Raw genomic sequence first — 20085 nt, 5'->3', positions numbered from 1 at the left:
CCCAGAGCTTCGAAGGCGGCCAGATCCACTGGTCACGCGACACCGGAGCCCACTCCACCCGCGGCGCCATCCAACGCCACTGGCGCTCCCAGGGCTGGGAGAACGGCCGGCTCGGCTACCCCACCAGCGAAGAGACCCCCGTCGCAGGCGGAGGGGTGCGCCAGAGCTTCCAGGGCGGCGTGCTCTTCTGGCGCAGCGCCACCGGGGTCGTCACCGTCCGCGATGCGATCGGACGCCGCTACGAACAGAACGGCGGCCACGAAGGCTGGATGGGCGCCCCCCTGAGGAACGAAGGACGCCTGCGCAACGGCGGCGCCTCCCAGAGCTTCGAAGGCGGCCAGATCCACTGGTCACGCGACACCGGAGCCCACTCCACCCGCGGCGCCATCCAACGCCACTGGCGCTCCCAGGGCTGGGAGAACGGCCGGCTCGGCTACCCCACCAGTGAGGAGACCCCCGTCGCAGGCGGAGGGGTGCGCCAGACCTTCGAGGGCGGCACCCTCTACTGGCAGCCGGGACGCGGCGTCCGCGTCGAGAACTGAGAGCCCCTGAGCCCCTGGCGGACCCGCCGGGGGCTCAGGAGAAGTCGAAGCCGAGGCGCCCGAGCTGCTTGGGGTCGCGCTGCCAGTCCTTCGCGACCTTGACGTGGAGGTCGAGGTAGATCGGGGTGCCGAGGAGCGCCTGGATCCCCTGCCGCGCCCGGGTGCCGATCTCCTTGAGCCGCGCACCCCGCTTGCCGATGACGATCGCCTTCTGGCTGGGCCGCTCGACGTAGATGTTCACGTGCACATCCCACAACGGGTGGTCCTCGTCGCGGCCCTCGCGCGGCCCCATCTCCTCCACCTGCACCGCGAGCGAGTGCGGGAGCTCGTCGCGCACACCCTCGAGCAGCGCCTCGCGGACGAGCTCGGCGACCATGACCGATTCCGGCTCGTCGGTGAGCTCCCCGTCGGGGTACAGCCGGGGCGAGGGCGGGAGGTGCCCGGCGAGCACGCTGTCCACGGTGTCGACCTGGAAGTCGTCCTGCGCGGACACCGGCACGATGTCGGCGAACTCCCCGAGCTCGCCGACCGCCATGAGCGCCTGCGCCACCCGCTCCCGGTCGACGAGGTCGGTCTTCGTCACGAGCGCGACGACCGGGGTGCGGCGTGCAACCTGCTGGAGCTGCTCGGCGATGTAGCGGTCGCCCGGTCCGATCTTCTCGTTCGCCGGCAGGCAGAAGCCGATGACGTCGACCTCGGACAGGGTGGACACGACGAGGTCGTTGAGGCGCGCGCCGAGCAGGGTGCGCGGCCGGTGCAGGCCCGGGGTGTCGACGAGCACGAGCTGGTGGTCCGGCCGGTGGACGATGCCGCGGATCGTGTGCCGGGTGGTCTGCGGCTTCGCCGAGGTGATGGCGATCTTCGCCCCGACGAGCGCGTTCGTCAGCGTGGACTTGCCGGTGTTCGGCCGCCCCACGAAGCAGGCGAAGCCGGCGCGGTGGCCCTCGGGGACGTCGGGATCGATGAGCGATGTCATGGCGTGACCGCCTCCTGGGTCTCGGTGACGACGACGTGGGTGATGCGGTGGCGGCGGCCCTGGCCGGGCAGCGCGCGGACGCTGAGGCCGGCGATGACCGCCTCGGAGCCCTCGATCGGCACGCGGCCGATCTCCTTGGTCAGCAGCCCGCCGACGGTGGTGACGTCGTCCTCCTCGATCCGCACGTCGAAGTGGTCGGCGAAGTCCTCGATCTGGGTGCGTGTGCTCACGTGGAAGACGCCCGGGGTGATCTCGGCGATGTCGGCGTCGGCGACGTCGTGCTCGTCATCGATCTCGCCGACGATCTCCTCGACGATGTCCTCGATGGTGATGATCCCCGCGGTGCCGCCGTACTCGTCGACGACGACGGCGACGTGGTTGCTCTCGCGCTGCATCTGCCGCAGCAGGTCGTCGACGGCCTTGGTGTCGGGCACGAAGGCGACGGACCGGGCGAGCGCGCGGACCGGCGTGCCGTGCTCCTCCGGGTGCGCGTGCAGCCGGCGGGCGACGTCCTTGAGGTAGAGCACGCCGATGATGTCGTCGACGTCCTCGTCGATCACCGGGATGCGGGAGAAGCCCGAGCGGAGGAACAGGCTCATCGCCTTGGCGAGCGGGATCTCCGCGTCCACGGTGACGAGGTCGGTGCGCGGCACCATGACCCGGTAGGTGCGGGTGTCGCCGAGGTCGAACACGCTCTTGATCATGTCGCGCTCGTCGTCCTCGATGACATCGGCGCGGTCGACGAGGTCGCGCAGCTGCTCCTCGGACACGAACGGGCCGTCGCGGTACACCTGGGCCGGGGTGAGCATGTTGCCCATCCACACGAGCACGCGGGCGAACGGGCCGAGCGCGGTGCGCAGCCCGGCGACGAGCCCGCCGAGGGCGAGCGACACCGACAGCGAACGCCGCCGGCCGATCGTGCGCGGCGAGATCCCGGCGACGACGAACACCGCGATCGAGGCGGTGAGCACGGTGCAAAGCACCATCTGCCAGCTCGCATCGAACACCGCGTTGTAGGCCATCGCGACGAACACCGTGGCCATCGCCTCGAACACCTGACGGGAGAAGGTGAGGACGTTGATGTGGGTGGGCAGGTCGGCGAGGATCCGGGCGACCTTGGCGGCGCCGCGGCGACCGTCCTCGACCGCGTCGGCGATCTGGTGATGGGACACCGCCCAGAGGGCGGCGTCCGCGGCGGCAAGCACCGCGGCCACGGCGAGGCAGACGAGCGCGAGGGCGAAGAACAGCAGGATCACGGCGGCTCAGTCCTCCGTCGGCTCGGGCACCGAGGTGCGGCCCGGCTCCCTCTCGGAGAACCAGGTGAGGAGGAGGTTGCGCTGCAGACCGAACATCTCCTCCTTCTCCGCCGGCTCCCCGTGGTCGTAGCCCATGAGGTGGAGCAGGCCGTGGACGGTGAGGAGGAGGACCTCGTCGTGCAGGGTGTGCCCGGCGCGCTGAGCCTGCTCGGCGGCGACGGCGGGGCAGATGACGATGTCGCCGAGCGTGCCCTCGGCATCCGTGTCCCCGGGCCGCAGCTCGTCCATCGGGAAGGACATGACGTCGGTGGGGCCGGGCAGGTCCATCCACTCGACGTGGAGCTCGCTCATCGCCTCCTCGGAGGCAAACCGGACGTACACCTCGGCGGCGGGGTGGATGCCCATCCGCTCGAGCACGTGCGCGGTGAGCTCCTCGACCTCGCGGAGCGCGATGTCGTAATCGGTCTCGTTGCCGATCTCGACGCTCATCCCCTGCTGCCCTTCCGGGACCGGCCGGGCGCGGACTCCTCCGCGGCGGACCACAGGTCGTAGGCGTCGACGATCGCCGACACGAGGCTGTGGCGCACGACGTCCTTGCTCGTGAGCTCGCAGAAGGCGATGTCGTCGACCCCGGAGAGGATGTCGCGGACGACCTTGAGGCCGCTCCGGGTGCCGCCGGGCAGGTCGATCTGCGTGGCGTCGCCGGTGACGACCATCCGGGAGTTGAAGCCGAGCCGGGTGAGGAACATCTTCATCTGCTCCGGCGTCGTGTTCTGCGCCTCGTCGAGGATGACGAACGCATCGTTGAGGGTGCGCCCGCGCATGTAGGCCAGCGGCGCGACCTCGATCGTCCCGGAGTCGAGGAGCAGCCGGATCCGGTCGGGCTCGATCATGTCGTGGAGCGCATCGTAGAGCGGCCGCACGTAGGGGTCGATCTTCTCGTTGAGGGTGCCGGGGAGGAAGCCGAGCTTCTCGCCGGCCTCGACCGCCGGGCGGGTGAGGATGATCCGGGACACGTCCTTGTGCTGGAGCGCGTTGACCGCCATCGCCATCGCGAGGTACGTCTTGCCGGTGCCGGCCGGTCCCACGCCGAAGGTGATGGTGTGGGTGCGGATCGCGTTGACGTACTGGTGCTGGCCGAAGGTCTTGGGCCGCACGGTGCGCCCGCGGGAGGACAGGATGTTCTCACCGAGCACCTCGGAGGCCGAGGCGCCGGGCACCTCCATCCGGTGCACCCGCCCGACGGTCTCCTCGTCGATCCGGTGGCCGGCGGCCACGAGCTTCTTGAGCTCGCCGATCGTCGTGACGAGCGCGTCGACGTCGTCAGTCGGGCCCTCGAGCGTGAGGTCGCGCTCCCGGCAGTGGATGTCGACGTCGGGTGCGAGCTCCTCGAGCACCCGGAGGTTCGCCTCGGCGGGGCCGAAGAGCGCGACGAGATCGATGCCCTCGGGCACGGAGAGCCGGACCTTCGACGGGAGGGATGCGGGGTTCAGGGGGTGTCCTTTCGCTGCGGCGGTGTCCACCGGCGACAGTCTATCGGGTCGCGCCGGGACCGGCAGGGGCCGCGGGCTCGGAATCGACGGCGGGCTCGGAGCCGACATGAGCATCGGCCCAGCGCCCGAGGAGCATCTGGCACAGGGCGAGGCCGACGGGGCCGGCCGAGGAGGTCCGCAGCACGGTGTCGCCGAGGCGCACCGGCACCGCGCCGGCCTCGGTGCACGCCGCGATCTCCTCCGGGGCGATCCCGCCCTCCGGTCCGACGACGAGGACGATCCGTGCGGTGTCCGCCGGGCGCCGGGCGAGTGCGGTGGGCAGATGCACCGCGGCCTCCTCATGGAGCACGAGGACGTGGTCACCGGGGGCGAACGCAGTGGTCAGCCCGGTGCCGCGGGCGAGCCCGGCGAGCTCGGGAATGCGGCTGCGGCGGGCCTGGAGGGTCGCCGCGCGCAGCGTGTTCTCCCATCTCTGGACCATCTTCGCCTGCTTCTTCGCCGGCCAGTCGGCGATCGAGCGCTGCGCCGCCCACGGGACGACGGCGTCGACGCCGACCTCGGTCGCGGCCTCGATCGCCTGGAGGTCGCGGTCCTGCTTGGCGAGCGCCTGGACGAGCACAAGGCCGGGTGCCGGCTCCGGGTCCCGGGTGCATGCGGTGACCTCGACGGTGAGCGCATCCGGTGCGGCCGCCGTGATCGTGCCGGTGATCCGCAGGCCGCGGCCGTCGACGAGCTGGAGGGGTTCGCCGGTGCGCATCCGGCGCACGCGGACTGCGTGGCCGGCCACGTCGGGCCCGCACGCCACCCGCTCGCCCACCGGTGCCGGGGCGAGCCCGTCGGCGAGGTAGACAGGGAGGCTCACCGGCCGGCGAACCTCTCCCGGATCCGGCTGAAGCGGCTCTTCGACTGCTCGCCGACGATCGCCTCGGGCTCGACCTCGTCGCGCGCCTCGGCGAGCTGCTCGAGCAGCTCCCGCTGCCGGGCGTCGAGCTTGTTCGGCGTCTGCACGACGACGGTGACGAGCATGTCCCCGCGCGAGGAGTGCCGCAGGCGGGTGGCCCCGAGACCGGGCAGGCGCTTGACGGTGCCGGACTGGAGACCGGGCTCGATCTCGATCGTCTGCACGCCATCGAAGGTCTCGAGCTGGACCGCGGAGCCCAGGGCGGCAGCGGTCATCGGGACGGTGAGCATGCACCGCAGGTGGTCGCCGTCGCGGGTGAAGACCGGGTGGTCGATCACCCGGATCTCGAGGTAGAGGTCACCGGGCGGTCCCCCGCCCGGACCCACCTCGCCCTGCCCGGCGAGCTTGATGCGCACGCCGTCGGACACGCCGGCGGGGATCCGCACGGGCAGTGAGCGCTCCGCTCGGACGCGGCCGTCGCCGCCGCAGCTCGTGCACGGGTCGGTGATGCGGGTGCCGTAGCCGCCGCAGTTGTTGCAGGTCTGGTTGGTGACCATCTGGCCGAGCAGGGTGCGGGTCATCTGCTGAATGCTGCCGGTGCCGTGGCACAGCGAGCAGGTCTCCGCCGAGGTGCCCGGCCGGGCACCGTCGCCGTCGCAGGTCCCGCACACCTCGGCGGTGACGATCTCGACGGTCTCGGTGTCGCCGAAGACGGCCGTCTCGAGGTCGATCTCGACCTCGATGAGCGCGTCCTTGCCGCGCCGCTGCCGGGAGGCCGGCTGCGTGCGCCCTGCCCCGCCCATGCCGCCGCCGAAGAACGTCTCGAACAGGTCGGAGAAGCCGCCGAAGTCGCCGCCCCCGAATCCCTGCCCGGAGCCGGAGCCGCCGAGGTCGTAGTTCTGCCGCTTGTTCGGATCCGAGAGGATCTCGTAGGCGACGGCGACCTCCTTGAACTCGGCCTCGTGCCCCGGGTTGACGTCGGGGTGGAGCTTCCGGGCGAGCCTCCGGTAGGCCTTCTTGATCTCGTCGGGGGTGGCGTCGCGGTCGACGCCCAGGGTTGCGTAATGATCGCTCACTCAGAGTCCTTTGCTTATTCCGAGAGGATGACGGAGACGTACTTGGCGACGGCGCGCACGGCGGCCATCGTGGTCGGGTAGTCCATGCGGGTGGGGCCGAGGACGGCGAGCTTCGCCTCGGAGTCGTCGGTGCCGTAGCCGGTGGCCACGACCGAGGTGCTCGCGAAGGACTCGACCGGGTTCTCCCGGCCGATCCGCACGCTCACGCGCCCGGTCTCCGCGACCATCGAGGTCAGCAGCTTGAGGAGCACGACCTGCTCCTCGAAGGCCTCGAGCAGGGGGCCGATGTGCGCTCCGAGGTCCCGCCCGGAGCGGGCGAGGTTCGCGGTGCCGGCCATGACGAGCCGGTCCTGCCGGGTCGAGCGGGCGAGATCGGTGACGACCTCGCTGATCGCGGCGGCGACGTCCCGCAGCCCCGGCGGCACGCTCACCGTGTCGCAGGCCGCCGCGACCCGGTCGAGCCGGGTGCGGTGGAGGACCTCGTTGAACGCATCGCGCAGCAGGGCGATGTCGGTCTCGCCGAGCGGCATCCCGGAGTCGACGATCCGCTGCTCGACCTGCCCGGAGTCGGTGATGAGGACGACGAGCAGGCGGTGCGGGGCGATGTCGACGAGCTCGAGGTGGCGCACCTGGGAGGTCGTGGCCATGGGGTACTGGACGACGGCGACCTGGTGCGTGAGCGAGGCGAGGAGGCGGACCGTGCGGTCGAGCATGTCGTCGATGTCGACGGGGCGCTCGATGATCCGCGCGATCGCCCGCTTCTCCGCCGCGGACAGCGGCTTGACCTCGTCGAGCCGGTCGACGAACATCCGATAGCCCTTGTCGGTGGGGATGCGCCCGGCCGAGGTGTGCGGCTGCGCGATGAGCCCCTCCTGCTCGAGGGCGACCATGTCGTTGCGGATCGTCGCCGAGGACACCTCGAGGCCGTGGCGCTCGACGAGCGCCTTGGATCCGACGGGCTCGTTCGTCGCGACGTAGTCCTCGACGATGGCCCGCAGCACGCGGGCGCGGCGGCCGTCATTCATCGCGCTCCCCCCCCTGTCCGGCTCCCGTTCGACTGCTCGGTTCTTCGGCTCTCGACTGTCTGGCACTCCACATGTTCGAGTGCCAATCCTACGCCTGTGGGCGGGTGAGTCCCAAAACCCGGGTGCGGGCGACCTACAGTGGCCTGATGACCTATTCCGACCCCTACGGCCGTGATGTGCTCTCCGCCTCCTCCCCCCGCTCCCGGCGCCGTCCGGAGTCCAACGAGGTGCCCGTCGCCCCGGGCCTCGTCGTCGAGGATGCAGAGAGCGGCTGGGTGGGCGCGATCGTCGGCTTCGAGAAGACGAGCGCCGGCCACGTCGTCCACCTCGAGGACCGGCGCGGGCGCACGCGCCCGTTCCCGCTCGGCCCGGGCTACCTCATCGACGGCTCCCCCGTGCGCCTCGTCCGCCCTGTCCCGCGCACCCGGGCTCCCGGCCGCACCGCCTCGGGCTCGGTGGCCGTGCCCGAGGCGCGCGCCCGGGTGGCCCGGGGCTCGCGGATCTGGGTCGAGGGCAAGCACGACGCGGAGCTCGTGGAGAAGATCTGGGGCGACGACCTGCGGGTCGAGGGGGTCGTCGTCGAACCGCTCGGCGGGCTCGACGACGTGGCCGACCGGCTCGTCGAGTTCGGTCCCGATGCCGCGCACCGGGTCGGCGTCCTCGCCGACCACCTCGTGGCCGGCTCGAAGGAGATGCGGATCGCCGAGGCGGTGACCCGGGATCCGCGCTACGCCGGTGTCGTGCACTTCATCGGCCACCCCTACGTCGACATCTGGCAGGCCGTCCACCCGGCCGTCGTCGGGATCGCCGCGTGGCCCGAGGTGCCGCGCGGGGAGGACTGGAAGACCGGGGTGCTCCGCCGCATCGGCTGGCCGGCCTCGGACCACCGGGACGTCGCGCGCGCCTGGCAGCGGATCCTGCGCTCGGTGAGCACGATCGCCGACGTCGACCCCGCGCTCTCCGGTCGGGTCGAGGAGCTCATCGACTTCGTCACGGTCGAGCCCGGAGCGCACTGAGGGGTTCTCGCAGGCTGCTCCCACACCCGTGCGCGGACCGCGGTGTGGCCGAATCGGAACACCCGGAGAATGCGCCGGGCGGCCCGGTGGCATAGCGTAGGGACGTATCGCATCCGTGCGCGCCGCTTCGGAAAGGAAGTCCCCCAGCATGTCGCAGCAGCCCTACGGCCAGGATCCCGGCCGTCCCATGCCCCCCACCTACACCTCCGGCCAGCAGCAGCCCTACGGCTCGCAGCCGCAGGGCGGAGCGGCCTACGGATCACAGCCCCAGCAGCCGTACGGCTCGCAGCAGCCGGCGTACGGCTCCCAGCCGCAGGGTGGGGCCTACGGGTCCCAGCCCCAGGGCGGCGGCGCCTATGGCTCCCAGCCGCAGCAGTCCTACGGCTCCCAGCCGCAGGGCGGAGCGGCCTACGGCTCCCAGCCCCAGTCCTACGGTCAGCAGCAGGCCTACGGCCAGCAGCAGTCCTACGGGCAGCCGGCCATGGGCGGGCTCCAGCAGAGCCGCCCGCCGGGCCCGGGCCTGCGCCACCCGTTGCCCCCGCAGGCCTACGGCCCCGGGTCGCAGAACTTCTGGCAGCCCACCGAGTCGGAGCGCTCGGCGGCGATGTGGACCCACCTCGGCACGCTGCTCATCGGCTGGCTCATGCCGCTCATCATGTTCATCATGAAGAAGGACGAGTCCGCGTTCGTCCGCGAGCACGCCCGCCAGTCGCTCAACGCACAGATCATGAACGCGATCCTGTGCTACGGCATCATGCTCATCAGCCTGCCGCTGATGCTCGTTTTCATCGGCTTCATCACGTTCTGGCTCGCGTTCATCCCGCCGATCATCTACATCGTCTTCGAGATCATCGCCGCCGTCGCCGCGAACAAGGGCGAGGGCTACAAGATCCCGATGAAGGCTGACATGGTCAAGTGACCTGTCGCGCCCCCGCACGCGCCCCGCACCGGATCACCGGAGCGGGGCGCGCGTGCGTCCTGGACCCGGTTCCCGCCCCGTACCCGATGTTCCGGACCTGCAACCGGCACCCATGGCACCGGCCCACCGTGGCGGCGTAGTCTCGGAGCAGACGAAAGGAATCCCCATGGCATACCCGCCCCCGCACGGACACGTCCCGCCCCAGCCGCAGTTCCCGCAGCACGGTCAGCCTCAGCAGGGCCCGTATCAGCAGCATCCCCAGCAGCCCCCGTACCAGCAGCCCATGCGCCCGCCGCCGGGGTCCGCCCGCGCCGGGGTCCCGCTGCGCGGCCCGCATCCGGTCGGCGCGTACGGACCGGGTTCGGCCCGCTACTGGAACGCCGATCCCGACGAGCGGCAGATGGGGATGTTCGCCCACCTCGGCGGGCTGCTCACCGGCTTCATCACCCCGCTCATCATCTACGTCCTCAAGAAGGACGAGTCGCCCTTCATCCGCGACCAGGCGCGCCACTCCCTCAACGCCCAGATCAGCTATGTCATCTGGACGGTCGCCGCGCTGGTGGTGTTCAGCGTCGTCGGGTTCGTCCTCGCACTCGTGACATTCGGGCTCGGGCTCTTCCTCATGTACGCCGGCTTCCTGCCGCTCATCGCGCTCCTGGCGTTCGAGATCATCGCCTGCATCAAGGCCAACGAGGGTGAGGGCTACCGGATCCCGTTCTCCCTCGACCTCGTCAAGTGATCACCGGCTCACCTCAGTCGAGGTGGTCGGTGAGCACGCGCACGAGGTGATCGGCGAGCAGTCGGCCGGTCAGGGTGGGCCGCCACTGCCCGCGCGCGGCTGCACCGGGCTCGAGCAGCCCGCTCGCCTCGAACTCCGCGACCGCGCTCCGGGCACCTGCCGGCAGCGAGTCCGGCGGGAGCCCGTCGCGGATCCGGGCGGCGAGCATGATCCGCTCGATCTCGCGCGTGGGCCCATCGAGCACCTCGCGTCCGATCGCCGGGGACTGCCCAGCGCGCAGGCGATCGGCCCAGGCCCGGGGATGCTTGGCGTTCCAGAACCGGGTGCCGCCGATGTGCGAATGCGCCCCGGCCCCGTAGCCCCACCAATCGGCGTTGTGCCAGTAGGCGAGGTTGTGACGGCACCGGTGCTCATCGCCGCGGGCCCAGTTGCTCACCTCGTACCAGTCGTAGCCGGCGGCGGCGAGCAGTGAGTCGGCGAGTTCGTATTTGTCGGCGAGGTCGTCCTCGTCGGGCATCGGCAGCTCCCCGCGGCGCACCTGCATGCCCATCCGGGTGCCCGGTTCGACGATGAGCGAATAGGCGGAGATGTGGGCGGGGGTGCAGGCGAGCGCGGCCTCGAGCGAGGTCCGCCAGTCGGCGAGCGATTCTCCCGGCGTGCCGTAGATGAGGTCGAGGCTGACGTCGAGGCCCGCAGCGCGCACCCAGTCGACGACCTCGGGGATCCGCCGGGCGTCGTGGGTGCGGTCGAGGGTGGCGAGCACGTGGGGCACCGCGGACTGCATGCCCAGCGAGACGCGGGTGAAGCCGGCGGCGGCGAGCTCGGAGAGGTACTCCGGGCTCAGTGTGTCCGGATTGGCCTCGGTGGTGATCTCCGCGCCCGGAGCGAGCTCGAACCGCTCCCGGATGTCGGCGAGCACCCCGGCGAGCACGGCGGCCGGCAGCAGGGTCGGGGTGCCCCCGCCGAAGAACACCGTCTCCACCGGACGCCGCGGCACCTCGGCCCGGTCGAGCACGGAGAGGGAGAGGTCGAGCTCGGCGCGGATGCCGTCGCGGAAGTCCGCGCGCGAGGCGCCGGGACCGAGCTCCTCGGCGGTGTAAGTGTTGAAGTCGCAGTAGCCGCACCGGACCCGGCAGTAGGGCACGTGGACGTAGAGGCTCAGGGAGCGCTCCCGGGCACCGGATGCGGCTGCGGGCGGGAGTGCGCCGTCGAGCGGCGGGGTGTCCCCTTCGGGCTGTGCGGGCATCCACCCATCGTGGCACATGTGCACAGGCCGGTCAGCCGCCTATGATGTGGGGTACGTCGCTACCCGGAGGGAATGCATGTCCGCCCCGTACAGCTCGCCGTCGTCCGAACCGCACCGCTCCCCCGCCGGAGAGCCGATGCCGGCCGACGACCGCGGGATATCCGCCCCGCGCACCTGGCGCACCGCGGGCCTGTCCGAGCACCCGCCGGCGGCGGCACCCGCTCCGGTCTCCTCGACGCATCCGCCCGAGCGCGAGATCCGGTTCGTCGACTTCCCCGGGATCGAGGTGACGAGCACCGGCGTGCACACACCGGCCGGCACGATCCCCCTCGACCAGGCGCGCTTCTTCCTCGCCGACCGGACGTGGACCACTCGCAGCACCCCGGGCTGGGCGATCGCGCTGGCGATCGGCGGATTCTTCGTGGTGACGTTCTTCAGCCTGCTGTTCCTGCTCGCCAAGGACGAGCGGACGGCGGGCTATGTCGACGTCACGGTGACCGGCGCCGGGGTGAGTTACACGTCCTCGGTGCCGATCGCCTCGGCGCGGGCACGCGCGGAGATCCACTCCCGCTGGGCCTACGCCCAGCAGCTCGCCGGGCGCATCTGAGACCGGCCGCGGGGCCGGCGGCTACTTCTTGGCGGACTTCGAGTCGTCGGTGGAGAGCGCGGCGATGAAGGCCTCCTGCGGCACCTCGACCCGGCCGACCATCTTCATCCGCTTCTTGCCCTCCTTCTGCTTCTCGAGCAGCTTGCGCTTGCGGCTGATGTCGCCGCCGTAGCACTTGGAGAGCACGTCCTTGCGGATCGCGCGGATCGTCTCGCGGGCGATGATGCGCGAACCCACGGCGGCCTGGATCGGCACCTCGAACTGCTGGCGCGGGATGAGGTCCTTGAGCTTGCCGGCCATGAGCACCCCGTAGGAGTACGCCTTGTCGCGGTGCACGATCGAGGAGAAGGCGTCGACGGGATCCCCGTGGAGGAGCACGTCGACGCGCACGAGGTCGGCGACCTGCTCGCCGTCCATGTCGTAGTCGAGGGAGGCGTAGCCCTTGGTGCGGGACTTGAGCTGGTCGAAGAAGTCGAACACGATCTCCGCCAGCGGCATCCGGTAGCGCAGCTCGACGCGGTCCTCGGACAGGTAGTCCATGCCCTGCATCTGCCCGCGCTTCGACTGGCACAGCTCCATCACCGCGCCGACGTAGTCGCTCGGCAGGAGGACGGTGGCGCGCACCATCGGCTCGCGCACCTCGCGGACCTTGCCGTCGGGGTACTCCGAGGGGTTGGTCACCTCGTGCTCGGTGCCGTCCTCCATGGTGACGTGGTAGACGACGCTCGGGGCGGTGGAGATGAGGTCGAGGTCGAACTCGCGCTCGAGCCGCTCGCGGACGATCTCGAGGTGGAGCAGCCCGAGGTACCCGCAGCGGAAGCCGAAGCCGAGCGCGGCCGACGTCTCCGGCTCGTAGACGAGCGCGGCGTCGTTGAGCTTGAGCTTGTCGAGCGCGTCGCGCAGCACGGGGTAGTCGGAGCCGTCGATCGGGAACAGTCCGGAGAACACCATGGGCTTGGGGTCCCGGTAGCCGCCGAGGGCCTCCTCGGCGGGCTTCCGGGCGGCCGTCACGGTGTCGCCGACGCGCGACTGGCGGACGTCCTTGACGCCGGTGATGAGGTAGCCCACCTCGCCGACGCCCAGGCCCTTGCTCGGGGCGGGCTCGGGGGTGGAGGCGCCGATCTCGAGGAGCTCGTGGGTGGCCTGCGTCGACATCATCACGATCTTCTCCCGCGGCGAGAGCTGCCCGTCGACGACGCGGACGTAGGTGACGACACCGCGGTAGGTGTCGTAGACGGAGTCGAAGATCATCGCGCGGGCAGGTGCGTCGGCATCGCCCTGCGGCGGCGGGATCTCCTCGATGATGCGGTCGAGGACCTCCTCGACGCCCTCACCGGTCTTCCCGGAGACGAGCAGGACCTCCTCCGGCTCGCAGCCGATGAGGTTCGCGAGCTCCGCGGCGTATTTCTCCGGCTGCGCCGCCGGCAGGTCGATCTTGTTGAGCACCGGGATGATCGTGAGGTCGTTCTCCATCGCCAGGTAGAGGTTGGCCAGCGTCTGCGCCTCGATCCCCTGCGCGGCGTCGACGAGCAGCAGCGCGCCCTCGCAGGCGGCGAGCGAGCGGGACACCTCGTAGGTGAAGTCGACGTGGCCGGGGGTGTCGATCATGTTGAGCGCGTACGGGGTGCCGCCGACCTCCCAGGGCATCCGCACCGCCTGGGACTTGATGGTGATCCCGCGCTCCCGCTCGATGTCCATCCGGTCGAGGTACTGGGCGCGCATGTCGCGCTGCTCCACCACGCCGGTGATCTGCAGCATGCGGTCGGCCAGCGTCGACTTGCCGTGGTCGATGTGCGCGATGATGCAGAAGTTGCGGATCAGCTCCGGCGGCGTCGAGGCGACCGCGATCTGGGGGACTGCGGACGCGCTCACCTGAGGTGCCATTGACGTGGGTTCCCTTTCTTCTGGACCGGACACTCATTGTTCCACACCGGCACCGCCGCGCCGACTCGCACCGGGGCCCGCGCCTGCCGCGGGGACGCCGTCCTAGACTGGCGGCATGCCGACCGAGGAGCCTGCACCCGATCCGCTGTCCGTGATGTCGTACAACCTGCGCTACCCGGCGCTCGACCGGAATCCGTGGCGCCGCCGCCGGCCGGTCGCCGCGGCGATGCTCCGGGAGTCCGCGCCGCACCTCGTCGGCTCCCAGGAGGGGGTCCACCGGCAGCTCACCGAGCTCGTCGACGGCCTGCCGGAGCACTACGCATGGCTCGGCGAGGGGCGCGAGGGCGGGGACCGCGGTGAGTTCACCGCGGTGATCTACGACTCCCGCCGGATCGGCATCGACCACGTCTCCGTCGAGTGGCTGTCCGAGCGGCCGCGGGTCGCCGGCTCGGTGTCCTGGGGCGCGCGCACTCCCCGCACCCTCACCGTCGTCGACTGCACCGATCTGCTCACCGGCACCGACCTGCGCTTCCTCAACACCCACCTCGACCACCGCTCCGAGCGCGCCCGCGAGCACTCCGCCGACGCCCTGCTCGCCGCGATCGCCGGCGCCGGCGGACGGGCGTGCATCCTCACCGGGGACTTCAACGTGACCCAGGATTCGGCGATCCACGCCCGCCTGCTCGACGAGGGCGGGCTCGCGGACGCCGTGACCGGGGCGCCCTCGCCGGACGCGGACATCAACACCTTCCACGCGTACCGAGGGCCGAAGCGGGAGGGGAATCGGATCGATTGGATCCTCCACTCCCGCGAGCTGCGTCCGGTGCGCACCGCGGTCAACCTGTTCGGCCGGGGGAAGCAGTACCCCTCGGACCATTTCCCCATCGAAGCCGACTTCGTCCCCGCCTGAGCCGGGAGTGAGCTGCGCCCGCCCGGTATCGTGGAACGCATGAACTTCAAGAATCTCGCTCGGCGCGCCGTCAACGCCGGGGTGCGCAGCGGCGTGCGCTATGCGACCCGCAAGCTCCGGGACCCGGCCGCCCGCAATGCACTCGGTGGTCTGCTCGGCGGGCGCGAACCCGCCCAGGTCCTCGAGGAGTACCGCGACCGACCGGACGGGCGCACGCGCTCCACCGGCGCCCGCGCCGGAACGAAGCGCTCCGGCTCCGCAGCGAACCCGCCCGCACCCGCCGGACCGCGCGACGGCTTCGACCGCGCCAAGCCGGCACCCCGCTCCCGGCCCAGGCAGCGCTTCCCGCAGCGTCCCGCCGGCGGCTACCCGGGCGACCACACCGGCCCGATCCGGCCCGTCTACGCCCCCGACCTCGACGGCGACGCCGATCCCGGGGAGGTCGTGTGGGGGTGGGTCCCCTACGAGGAGGACCACACGCAGGGCAAGGACCGACCGGTACTCATCATCGGCCACGAGGGCCGCTGGCTGCTCGGCCTCATGCTCACGAGCAAGGACAATGTGCCCGGCGGGGTCGGCGAGGTCCGCTCCGACGGGCGGTCGCGCTGGATCAACATCGGGAGCGGCGACTGGGACTCCCAGGGCCGGCCCTCGGAGGTGCGACTCGATCGGGTCATCCGGATCGACGACCACGCCGTGCGGCGCGAAGGGGCGATCATGCCGATGGAGCTGTTCTCCCGCGTCGTGTCCGAGGTGCGCGCCGGCACCTGAACCGTGTAGTCTGGTGTGCTGTATGTTCACCACGGTGTGTGTCTCACCTTGGTCGGGTGGACGTACACCTGCTCAGCATTGAGTGACGCTCGTGTTTCCCCGCGATGTCGTCCACCGGTGGGCGGGCAGCCCTCACGACCATCCATGAACACGAACACGAAAGAGTGTCGAAGTTGGCAAACATCAAGTCCCAGATCAAGCGGAACCTGACGAACGAGAAGGCCCGTCTGCGCAACAAGCAGGTGCGCACCGAGGTCAAGTCCGTCACCCGCGTCGTGCGCGAGCAGGTCGAGGCCGGCAACGCCGATGAGGCGAAGACCGCTCTCCAGGCGGCCTCGCGCAAGCTCGACAAGGCCGTGTCGAAGGGCGTGCTGCACAAGAACACGGCAGCCAACCGCAAGTCGAAGCTCGCGAAGCTCGTCAACGGTCTCTGAGCCGCATCCCACGCGCAGAGCCGGTTCCCGCAGTGCGGGGGCCGGCTCTCGTCATGTCCGGGCCCGCGGGCACTGTGCTCAGTGTCGGGCACGGTACCGGGCACGACGCTGGGCTCAGTGCCGGCGGGCTTGCGCGCTCACCCGGGTGACGAGCCGTTCGACGGCATAGACCGGGTCCCGGCCGGCGCCCTTGACCTCCTTGTCCGCGCGGGCGACCGCGAGGAGCGCCTGGCCGAGTGCGAGGTCGTTCCAGGAGCGGAGGTCGCGGCGGGCGCGGTCGACCTGCCAGGGGGCCATCTTGAGCTCCGAGGCGAGCTGGCCGGGACTGCCGGAGACCCCCTGGACGCGGGCCATGGTGCGCAGCTTGAGCGCGAGCGCGGCGACGAGCGGCACCGGGTCGGTGCCGGTGGCGAGCGCGTGACGCAGCAGCGTGAGGGCCTCCGCGGAGCGGCCGACGACCGCGGCGTCGGCGACCTTGAAGCCGGTCGCCTCGACCCGCCCGCCGTAGTAGCGATCGACCATCGCCTCGGTGATCGGCCCCGTAGTGTCCTGGAGGAGCTGCTCGATCCCGGCGTTGAGCTCGGACAGGTCCGCGCCGAGCGCGCTCATAAGCGCGGCGAGGGCCGGGGGCTCGATGGTCCGCTCGGCGCGCTTGAACTCCGCGAGTGCGAAGTCCTGGCGGTCGGATTCGCTCTTCATCACCTGTGCGTCGATACGCGGGTAGCCGGCCTTGTCGATCGCGGTGAGGAGCTTGGAGCCGCGGTTGCCGCCGGAGTGCTTGAGGAGGACGACGGCGTCCTCGTTGACCTCGCCGACGTAGGCCAATGCGTCCTGGAGGAAGTCGTCGCCGCACTGGGCGACGGAGTCGACGATGACGAGCTTGCGGGTGGCGAACAGCGACGGGGCGGCGGCCATCGCGAGGTCACCGGCCTCGTAGCGCACGGCGTCGAGGTGCGTGGTCTCGAGGTCCTTGTGCTTGCGGCAGGCCGCGACGATGCGGTCCTGCGCCTTGCGCACGAGCACGGATTCACCCCCGGAGATCACGACGACGGGCGCCGGCTTGGCGCGGGTCCACGGCACGAGGGTCTTCTTGGCTGCCACGTGCTCCACCCTACCGGTGGGCGCGGACACGGGACTCCCTCACACCGGGCATCGCGCACCTCCCCCGGCGGCCGCGACCCGCGGGCCCGGGGCGAGCACGAGCGTGCCGCATTCGTCGGTGCGCAGCACGGGTGCGGAGCCGAACGCCGCGAGGCTGCCGGCACTCGGGTGGCCGTAGCCGTTGTCCTCCCCCACCGACACGACGCCCAGGCGCGGCGCGGCCGCGGCGTAGAACTCCGGGCTGAGATCGCTCGAACCGTGGTGCGGGGCGAGCAGCACGTCGACGGGCGGCACGGTGCGGGCGAGCCGGCGCTGCTCGGCCTCCCCGATGTCCCCGGGGACGAGCACGGTGAGGCCGGGCACAGTGACGAGGACGACCGCGGAGGAGGCGTTCGTGTCCTCCGCTGCGTCCTCCCGGTCCGTCCCGTTCCCGCGGACCGTCCCGGCGCCCGTCGCTGCCGGTCGGGGCCGCGCCGCTCCGGCTGGCGGCCAGAGAATCTCCCAGCTCGCCCGGCCCGCGGAGAACTGCGTTCCCGCCTCGACCTCGGTGACGGGGACGCCCGGGTGCGCGCCGAGGAGCGCACGGGCCCGCCGGTGTCCTCCGGCCCCGGCCGGGAACTGGATCGCGGTGAGGCTGCGGCCGCGCACCACGCCGGGGTGCCCGGCGACGTGGTCGGCATCGAAGTGGGAGACGAGCAGGTGCACCTCACGGATCCCCGCCTCCGACAGGCAGGAATCGACGGCGGCGGAATCCGGCCCGGTGTCGATGAGGAAGGCCTGCTCGGCTCCGAGCCGCACGAGGGTCGCACTCCCCTGTCCGACATCGCAGACGAGGACCTGCCAGTCAGATGGCACCCGCCGGTGCACCACCGGGGGGAGAGTACCGGCGAGCAGGCAGAGGACGAGCACCGCGGCACCGATGGCGGGGCCGGCCCGGAGGCGGAGGAGGACGGCGAGAGCGAGCCCGAGCGCGGCACCGGCGGCCAGGACGATCCCCAGGGCACCGGCGGGCCACGGCCACACCGCGGCGGGCAGCTCTGTGCCCACCCGGGCGAGCCTGGCGATCCACCACGCGCACCCCGTCGCCGGCAGTGCGAGCAGTGAACCGCACAGCTCGATGGCTGCGAGCACGGGTCCGGCGGGCGCTGCGGCGAGCAGTCCGAATGCCAGGATGAGCATCCCGAGCAGGGTCGCCGGTGCGACGAGCGGGGCGGCGAGCACGTTCGCCGGGACCGCCCAGGCGCTCAGGGTGCCGCCGATTCCGAGGAGAACCGGGGTCACCCCGATCTGTGCGGTGATCGGCACCGCGAGGGCGGCGGCGACCGGATAGGGCACCCGCCGGGCCTGCAGCAGCTCGGTGAGCCCGGGGCCGAGGAGCACGAGGGCCGCGGTGGCGGCGACGGAGAGGTGGAAGCCCGGTTCCCCGGCGAGAGCGGGCCGCAGCACGATCACCCCGATCACGGCGCTCGCGAGGACGGCCGGGCCCCGCGTGCCGGTGCCGCGCAGGAGCACGATCGCACCGACGAGGCCCATCCCGGCGGCCCGGATGACGCTCGGCTCGGGTCCGACGACGAACACGTAGCCGGCGGTGACGGCCACCGCGGCCCCGATCGCCCAGCCGCGTCCCGCTCCGGTGCGCCGCACCGTCCACATGATGCCGAGGGCCACGATGGAGATGTTCGAGCCGGACACCGCGGTGAGGTGGGCGAGCGACACCGTGCGCATGTCCTCCTCGAGGCCGGGCGCGAGCCCCTCGACGTCGCCGACGACGAGCCCGGGGAGCAGCCCCGCCCCGTCATGGTCCCGGACTCCACCGAGTGCCGCCGCTCCGCCGTCCGTCCCTTCACCGAGCGCGCAGCGGGCGAGGAAGCCGCGCACCTCTGCGCGCAGCCGCCACGCCGGGCCCGGCTCCTCGAGGACGGTGAGTGGCCCATTCGCGAACAGGGCCGCGGACGCCGCTTCGGGCTCGATCCGTCCGGTCACGTGCACCCGGGAGCCGGCGGGCGGGAGCGGCTCGCGGGAGATCACGGTGACCGGACCGGCGGCGGTGCGCAGCTGTGCCCGGTGCGCACCCGAAGGCCCGGTGACGGGATCGGTGAGGACCGTCGCCTCGCCGGCGTACTCCCCCGGTGCATCGGGCACGACGGTGCGCGCGGTCCACACCCCGGCGCTCACCGCGGCGGCGAGCAGTCCCACCGACAGCACCCAGGCCAGCAGGCCGCGTGCGCGGACCGCGCGCCTCAACAGGAGCAGCGCGGCGGCCAGGGTGCACAGGAGCGCGGCGACGACGGGCGCCCAGCCGTGCACGGGGACCACGGCAGCCACCCAGGCGCACGTCGCGGCGAGGACGAGCCGAGCGGTCGCGGCCCGTTCGAGGAGCCAGGTCCTCACGGCGCTCATACCGTCACCAGGTCACGGAGGCGTGCGAGGGTCGCGTCTCCGATCCCCGGCACGTCGATGAGGTCGTCGACGGCGGCGAAGGGCCCGTTCTCGGTGCGGTGGGTGATGATCGCCTCCGCCGTGGCCGGGCCCACGCCGGGCAGCGTGTCGAGACCGGCGGCATCGGCGGTGTTGATGTTGACGAGCGGCTGCCCGGGCGGTCCGGGACCCGGCCCGGCCGGCGGTGCGCCGGGCGCCGGTGGGACCGCGGGCGGTGCAGCAGGTGCCGCGGGTGCGGCTCCCGGTGCGTCCTCGCCGTGGGCGGGCACGATGATCTGCTCGCCGTCGGTGAGCACGCGGGCAAGGTTGATCGCACTCGTGTCGGCGTCGTCGGTAGGGCCTCCGACGGCGGTCAGGGCGTCGGCGACCCGGCTGCCGTGCGGCAGCTGCACGACCGCGGGGCGCGCGACGGCGCCGACGACGTGGACGGTGATCTCCACCGGCGCGCTCGTCGCGGCAGCCGGGCCGGACTCGGCAGTGCTGCTCGCCGCCACCGGCTCGCCGACCGGCAGCTCCGCGGGCTCCTCCGTGGGGGCCAGCACCACGAAGGCGACGATCCCGGCGAGCACGACGCCGAGCACGGCGAGGACGGCGAGCTTCGCCGGCACCGGTCGGGAGCGCGGAGCGGGATCCTCCTCGGGCTCCTCGTCCTCGGGCAGCCAGCCGTGGGTGCTGCTCCGTCCGACGAGGAGGGCGAAGCGGTCGTCCGGTGAGGGTGCCATGCGCCCGAGATTAGGTCTCGGGACACCG

General features: G+C 71.9%; 19 protein-coding genes and 1 pseudogene. 8 read left to right on the top strand and 12 right to left on the bottom strand.

What is annotated here, in order from left to right; all coding sequences use genetic code 11:
• Positions 1–542 (top strand): annotated as a pseudogene (locus tag MTQ12_RS11905) (hypothetical protein); the annotation flags it as partial.
• A 34-nt stretch (positions 543–576) separates the two neighbouring features.
• Here MTQ12_RS11905 and era read toward each other — a convergent pair.
• From era to hrcA, 7 genes are read right to left on the bottom strand one after another with little or no spacing between them, the layout of a single operon-like run.
• On the bottom strand, positions 577–1518 hold the full coding sequence (gene era / locus MTQ12_RS11900; RefSeq protein ID WP_137319853.1) for a GTPase Era: 942 nt from the start codon (positions 1516–1518) through the stop codon (positions 577–579).
• Positions 1515–2774 (bottom strand): hemolysin family protein, encoded by a 1260-nt coding sequence (locus MTQ12_RS11895; RefSeq protein WP_345032237.1) that lies wholly within the window; start codon positions 2772–2774, stop codon positions 1515–1517. The genes era and MTQ12_RS11895 overlap by 4 nt, the downstream gene beginning before the upstream one ends.
• 6 nt (positions 2775–2780) lie before the next feature.
• Complete coding sequence (ybeY, locus tag MTQ12_RS11890; protein ID WP_137319854.1) at positions 2781–3263, bottom strand: rRNA maturation RNase YbeY; 483 nt, start codon at positions 3261–3263, stop codon at positions 2781–2783.
• A complete protein-coding gene (locus MTQ12_RS11885) occupies positions 3260–4297 on the bottom strand; it encodes a PhoH family protein (RefSeq protein ID WP_247618777.1) in 1038 nt (345 codons plus the stop codon). Before MTQ12_RS11885 ends, ybeY begins: the two co-directional genes overlap by 4 nt.
• 10 nt (positions 4298–4307) lie before the next feature.
• Complete coding sequence (locus MTQ12_RS11880; RefSeq protein ID WP_247618776.1) at positions 4308–5129, bottom strand: 16S rRNA (uracil(1498)-N(3))-methyltransferase; 822 nt, start codon at positions 5127–5129, stop codon at positions 4308–4310.
• A complete protein-coding gene (dnaJ, locus tag MTQ12_RS11875) occupies positions 5126–6244 on the bottom strand; it encodes a molecular chaperone DnaJ (RefSeq protein WP_247618775.1) in 1119 nt (372 codons plus the stop codon). The genes MTQ12_RS11880 and dnaJ overlap by 4 nt, the downstream gene beginning before the upstream one ends.
• Before the next feature lie 14 nt (positions 6245–6258).
• Entirely contained in the window at positions 6259–7269 is a 1011-nt protein-coding gene (hrcA, locus tag MTQ12_RS11870; RefSeq protein ID WP_137319858.1) for a heat-inducible transcriptional repressor HrcA, read from the bottom strand.
• Between the two features lie 146 nt (positions 7270–7415).
• On the opposite strand from hrcA, the gene MTQ12_RS11865 reads away from it, so the two are divergent.
• From MTQ12_RS11865 to MTQ12_RS11855, 3 genes are all read left to right on the top strand, one after another.
• A complete protein-coding gene (locus tag MTQ12_RS11865; protein WP_247618774.1) occupies positions 7416–8285 on the top strand; it encodes a DUF3097 family protein in 870 nt (289 codons plus the stop codon).
• 148 nt (positions 8286–8433) lie between these two features.
• Positions 8434–9204 carry a DUF4870 domain-containing protein gene (locus MTQ12_RS11860; protein ID WP_247618773.1) on the top strand — a complete coding sequence of 257 codons (771 nt, stop codon included), beginning with the start codon at positions 8434–8436 and terminating at the stop codon, positions 9202–9204.
• Positions 9205–9370: 166 nt separating this feature from the next.
• Positions 9371–9943 carry a DUF4870 domain-containing protein gene (locus MTQ12_RS11855; RefSeq protein WP_137319860.1) on the top strand — a complete coding sequence of 191 codons (573 nt, stop codon included), beginning with the start codon at positions 9371–9373 and terminating at the stop codon, positions 9941–9943.
• Positions 9944–9956: 13 nt separating this feature from the next.
• Here the strand turns inward: MTQ12_RS11855 and hemW are convergent, their stop codons facing one another.
• Positions 9957–11189, bottom strand: coding sequence for a radical SAM family heme chaperone HemW (gene hemW / locus MTQ12_RS11850; RefSeq protein ID WP_247618772.1), 1233 nt, complete (start codon positions 11187–11189; stop codon positions 9957–9959).
• A gap of 76 nt (positions 11190–11265) precedes the next feature.
• Between hemW and MTQ12_RS11845 the strand changes: the two genes are divergently transcribed.
• Positions 11266–11796 carry a hypothetical protein gene (locus MTQ12_RS11845; RefSeq protein WP_247618771.1) on the top strand — a complete coding sequence of 177 codons (531 nt, stop codon included), beginning with the start codon at positions 11266–11268 and terminating at the stop codon, positions 11794–11796.
• Positions 11797–11817: 21 nt separating this feature from the next.
• Here MTQ12_RS11845 and lepA read toward each other — a convergent pair whose 3' ends face one another.
• Complete coding sequence (gene lepA, locus MTQ12_RS11840) at positions 11818–13680, bottom strand: translation elongation factor 4 (RefSeq protein WP_137319863.1); 1863 nt, start codon at positions 13678–13680, stop codon at positions 11818–11820.
• Between the two features lie 115 nt (positions 13681–13795).
• On the opposite strand from lepA, the gene MTQ12_RS11835 reads away from it, so the two are divergent.
• From MTQ12_RS11835 to rpsT, 3 genes are all read left to right on the top strand, one after another.
• Positions 13796–14590, top strand: coding sequence for an endonuclease/exonuclease/phosphatase family protein (locus tag MTQ12_RS11835; protein ID WP_247618770.1), 795 nt, complete (start codon positions 13796–13798; stop codon positions 14588–14590).
• Positions 14591–14629: 39 nt separating this feature from the next.
• Positions 14630–15361, top strand: a complete 732-nt coding sequence (locus tag MTQ12_RS11830) for a type II toxin-antitoxin system PemK/MazF family toxin (protein ID WP_137319865.1) — start codon at positions 14630–14632, stop codon at positions 15359–15361.
• Between the two features lie 173 nt (positions 15362–15534).
• On the top strand, positions 15535–15795 hold the full coding sequence (gene rpsT / locus MTQ12_RS11825) for a 30S ribosomal protein S20 (protein WP_247618769.1): 261 nt from the start codon (positions 15535–15537) through the stop codon (positions 15793–15795).
• Positions 15796–15909: 114 nt separating this feature from the next.
• On the opposite strand, the gene holA is transcribed toward rpsT, so the two are convergent.
• Genes holA through MTQ12_RS11810 form a run of 3 tightly spaced genes read right to left on the bottom strand, consistent with a single transcriptional unit; the run spans position 15910 to position 20057 of the window.
• On the bottom strand, positions 15910–16896 hold the full coding sequence (holA, locus tag MTQ12_RS11820; RefSeq protein WP_247618768.1) for a DNA polymerase III subunit delta: 987 nt from the start codon (positions 16894–16896) through the stop codon (positions 15910–15912).
• Between the two features lie 39 nt (positions 16897–16935).
• A complete protein-coding gene (locus MTQ12_RS11815) occupies positions 16936–19296 on the bottom strand; it encodes a ComEC/Rec2 family competence protein (protein ID WP_247618767.1) in 2361 nt (786 codons plus the stop codon).
• A complete protein-coding gene (locus MTQ12_RS11810) occupies positions 19293–20057 on the bottom strand; it encodes a ComEA family DNA-binding protein (RefSeq protein ID WP_247618766.1) in 765 nt (254 codons plus the stop codon). The genes MTQ12_RS11815 and MTQ12_RS11810 overlap by 4 nt, the downstream gene beginning before the upstream one ends.
• Between the last annotated feature and the right edge of the window lie 28 nt (positions 20058–20085).

Source organism: Brevibacterium sp. R8603A2, from assembly GCF_023072605.1.
In the GTDB taxonomy this organism is placed as follows: Bacteria; Actinomycetota; Actinomycetes; order Actinomycetales; family Brevibacteriaceae; genus Brevibacterium; species Brevibacterium pityocampae.
The sequence above is the reverse complement of the archived record's forward strand: the minus strand, read 5'-3'. Positions and strand labels throughout refer to the sequence as shown.

Excerpts from the sequence above, each read along its gene's own strand:
- era (WP_137319853.1), bottom strand. The coding sequence starts at position 1,518 with ATGACATCGCTCATCGATCCCGACGTCCCCGAGGGCCACCGCGCCGGC.
- ybeY (WP_137319854.1), bottom strand. The coding sequence starts at position 3,263 with ATGAGCGTCGAGATCGGCAACGAGACCGATTACGACATCGCGCTCCGC.
- hrcA (WP_137319858.1), bottom strand. The coding sequence starts at position 7,269 with ATGAATGACGGCCGCCGCGCCCGCGTGCTGCGGGCCATCGTCGAGGAC.
- MTQ12_RS11865 (WP_247618774.1), top strand. The coding sequence starts at position 7,416 with ATGACCTATTCCGACCCCTACGGCCGTGATGTGCTCTCCGCCTCCTCC.
- MTQ12_RS11860 (WP_247618773.1), top strand. The coding sequence starts at position 8,434 with ATGTCGCAGCAGCCCTACGGCCAGGATCCCGGCCGTCCCATGCCCCCC.
- MTQ12_RS11855 (WP_137319860.1), top strand. The coding sequence starts at position 9,371 with ATGGCATACCCGCCCCCGCACGGACACGTCCCGCCCCAGCCGCAGTTC.
- hemW (WP_247618772.1), bottom strand. The coding sequence starts at position 11,189 with ATGCCCGCACAGCCCGAAGGGGACACCCCGCCGCTCGACGGCGCACTC.
- MTQ12_RS11845 (WP_247618771.1), top strand. The coding sequence starts at position 11,266 with ATGTCCGCCCCGTACAGCTCGCCGTCGTCCGAACCGCACCGCTCCCCC.
- lepA (WP_137319863.1), bottom strand. The coding sequence starts at position 13,680 with ATGGCACCTCAGGTGAGCGCGTCCGCAGTCCCCCAGATCGCGGTCGCC.
- MTQ12_RS11835 (WP_247618770.1), top strand. The coding sequence starts at position 13,796 with ATGCCGACCGAGGAGCCTGCACCCGATCCGCTGTCCGTGATGTCGTAC.
- MTQ12_RS11830 (WP_137319865.1), top strand. The coding sequence starts at position 14,630 with ATGAACTTCAAGAATCTCGCTCGGCGCGCCGTCAACGCCGGGGTGCGC.
- MTQ12_RS11815 (WP_247618767.1), bottom strand. The coding sequence starts at position 19,296 with ATGAGCGCCGTGAGGACCTGGCTCCTCGAACGGGCCGCGACCGCTCGG.
- MTQ12_RS11810 (WP_247618766.1), bottom strand. The coding sequence starts at position 20,057 with ATGGCACCCTCACCGGACGACCGCTTCGCCCTCCTCGTCGGACGGAGC.